4 protein-coding genes and 1 pseudogene are annotated in these 2,717 nt (G+C 34.7%); all 5 read right to left on the reverse strand.

Annotated elements, in window-relative coordinates; genetic code table 11:
• Window positions 1-102 (reverse strand): annotated as a pseudogene (locus J7R05_RS06870) (lambda exonuclease family protein); the annotation flags it as partial.
• Window position 103: 1 nt separating this feature from the next.
• On the reverse strand, window positions 104-853 hold the full coding sequence (bet, locus tag J7R05_RS06875) for a phage recombination protein Bet (RefSeq protein WP_208541724.1): 750 nt from the start codon (window positions 851-853) through the stop codon (window positions 104-106).
• 82 nt (window positions 854-935) lie between these two features.
• The gene (locus J7R05_RS06880; RefSeq protein WP_246468257.1) at window positions 936-1,772 is read right to left on the reverse strand and encodes an antA/AntB antirepressor family protein; all 837 of its coding nucleotides are present in this window, start codon (window positions 1,770-1,772) and stop codon (window positions 936-938) included.
• 40 nt (window positions 1,773-1,812) lie between these two features.
• Complete coding sequence (locus tag J7R05_RS06885) at window positions 1,813-2,112, reverse strand: antA/AntB antirepressor family protein (protein WP_208541725.1); 300 nt, start codon at window positions 2,110-2,112, stop codon at window positions 1,813-1,815.
• Window positions 2,113-2,152: 40 nt separating this feature from the next.
• Complete coding sequence (locus J7R05_RS06890) at window positions 2,153-2,512, reverse strand: hypothetical protein (RefSeq protein ID WP_208541726.1); 360 nt, start codon at window positions 2,510-2,512, stop codon at window positions 2,153-2,155.
• Window positions 2,513-2,717 lie beyond the last annotated feature (205 nt).

Consider the following 2,717-nt stretch of genomic DNA (forward strand, 5'->3'; position numbering starts at 1 on the left):
TGTAGGTAAGCCCTTTGCTGTTTTATTGATAATGCTGCTAATGTTTGAAGCTGTGACTTTACCTAAACGAGCTTGAAACCATTCTGCTGTTCTTTGTTCCATATCACACCCCCATTGAAGCTTGTTGTGCTTTATTCATTTGTAAGTGTTGTTTTGTTTTTAAACGCCTTAAAACAATTTGCCCTGTCTCATGAGACATTTCTGCAAAGTTTGCGACCTTTGCATAAGAGAGTACTTTTGCTTCTTCTGTTTTTGTTTGTTTTATTAATTCTTTGATTTGTGCGAGTGATTCATTAGATACCCTATCGTTTTGAGGATTGTGATTAACTTCATTGATACAAGCCTCATTAATGCGCTCAGCTTCATCTTCATCATAGATACCAGATAAACCGAATGCATAACGAGCACACTGTATAAGTGCTTTATGACGCAACATACGAGAAGGATTTGTCCTCCAAGGTTCTGTATTTCGCTTACATTCTTTGAGATATTCTGTGATTTTAAAGGGGTATTTCTTATCTTTTAAATGTATAGTGCACGTAACAGAAAACAGATTGCCTTCATTATCAAAGTTTTCTTGGAGTTCCACTCCATCAAGATTATCATGTGAATGTATGATTTTGAGCCACCCATCAACAGAGACAACCGATATAATGCCGCCTCCTTTTTTAGGGATAGCATATATTTCTTTGTTTAGAGGATCTAATCCATATTTTTTGGCAAGATAAACAAAAACCAAAAATTCAGCATTAGAAATGTTACCACTAATACAGGTTTTGAAAATTGCTTCACGAAAATCTTGTTCTGATAACTGATATTTTTGTGCCACTGTTGCTACGAGAGAAGATGTCATTGTTATTTTCCTTAACTTTGGGTACACTCCACCTGTGGCGTGAAGCACGCGTGTGTTGAAAAGGGTGTGTTTTGATTGATTTTTAGATGTGTTGAGAAGAAATGGTTGTTGCTGTTCTTTTAAAGTCAGCAATTTCGGCATTAGCAAAGCCGTGAATCTCTTCTTGAGTACGGATCTGTTTTTGGAGTAGAGTACTCAGGCATTTTAATCCTTTGGATGTAATTTTTGCACTAGGAACGCTCTTTTTTCTTCCACTGGTGGTTTGAATGGTTTTTGGTACATAACCCATCAATCCTTCATCTATTTTGATATAGTAAGGTACCAAACTTTTATCAGTGCGACGATGAATCCAACGATGATTAAGCAAACAGCTCGTTAAATCCTCAAGGCGCATACCTAACTTTTCTGCTGCATCATTTATATCAATCAGATCATCAGATTGTTCTAAATGTTCAAGTTTTTCTGTCTTTGGGGTTAACTGAGCAATGATATGATCTTTGCGTTCACTTTCATTTTTTAAGTATGTAAAAAAATCTAACATGACCTGAGGATTTGAGTAGTCAATTTGAGAAAGTGTCATTTGTTTTGCTTTTCGTTCGCATTCAATGAAATATTGACGTGCTTGCTTTCCCTTTTCATTGCGCTCAATCATAGCAAGTTCTTTTGCCATGTCTAAAGTAAGGTAGTATTCCATGCTTGGATGAGCGTTTTGTTTTGATTTTACTAAAACTTGAATAAAACTCACAAAGTCCTTATTTTCTAGAAAACCATACTCTTTAATACGGTTTTTAATCCAATCGTTAAAATTGAAATTAACTTCCAAAAACGTATACAATTCGCGTGCATTGACTGTTTGTATGGTTTCTTGATTAATTGTGTGGTTCCAAATAGCGATAGGCATTTCCATTACAGACCTCATAGTGTTTTGATTAATTTTCAAATGTATTGGGAAGAAAGGGTTATTTCTCTAATAAAGAGAGGATGGTACACAACGAAACGAATAGATTGAATGCTCTACTTGCATCACTCTTCTCAGCCTGGGCAAGTTTTTGCGCCATGTCTAAAGTGATATAGTATTCTATACGAAAGTCACCCTCTTCCTTAAAATTACATTCTTGGATGCGTTGAGTAATCCAATCATTAAAGTTGGTTTCTACATTCAAAAGTTCATGTAATTCACGTGCCTTCAATTTTTGCACAGGTTCTTGATCAGTTGTATTATTCTGATGAGTAATAGGAGCTTCCATTACAGACCTCATAGTGTTTGGATTAATTTTCAAATGTGTTGGGAAAAAAAGGTTATTGCCGACAAATATTGTAGAATGGATTTGTACTTTCCCGTTCTTCTATTTTGTCTAAGACATCACTGTATGCCCAGCTGTGAGCTATAAAAGGATATGGGGCGTCTTCTAAGAAATAATAATGGCTATAATCATCTAAGTACTTTTGAACATAAAGTTCAGCAACGTCTTCTGAAATATCATCATAGCGATTTGACGTAAGATCAATACGAAGAATGCTTTCAACGGTTTCCATCTGCCCCACGATGTCCATGATTTCAGTTTCATCAATTGGTCCAGGTTTAGCGTAATAATCATCATCATAAGTCGATATAATCAACAAGATTTCATCAGTACCAATCAAAACTTGTTCATTCATTTTCATCCCCTCCAATCCGCGTTGGCAAATGGTTCTTTTTACTTTATGGGGTTTTTATATTTTCGTTTTACGGTAATGTCAATATACAAAATAACGTAAAACGGAAAATATTTTATGAAAAATTTATTTGTTTAGGTTATATTATTGTAGATAGTAGGGGATCATATGAAAAATTATGAAACTATAAAAAGAAAATTTGAGTTAT

The organism is Bartonella capreoli (assembly GCF_902813205.1).
In the GTDB taxonomy this organism is placed as follows: domain Bacteria; phylum Pseudomonadota; class Alphaproteobacteria; order Rhizobiales; family Rhizobiaceae; genus Bartonella; species Bartonella schoenbuchensis.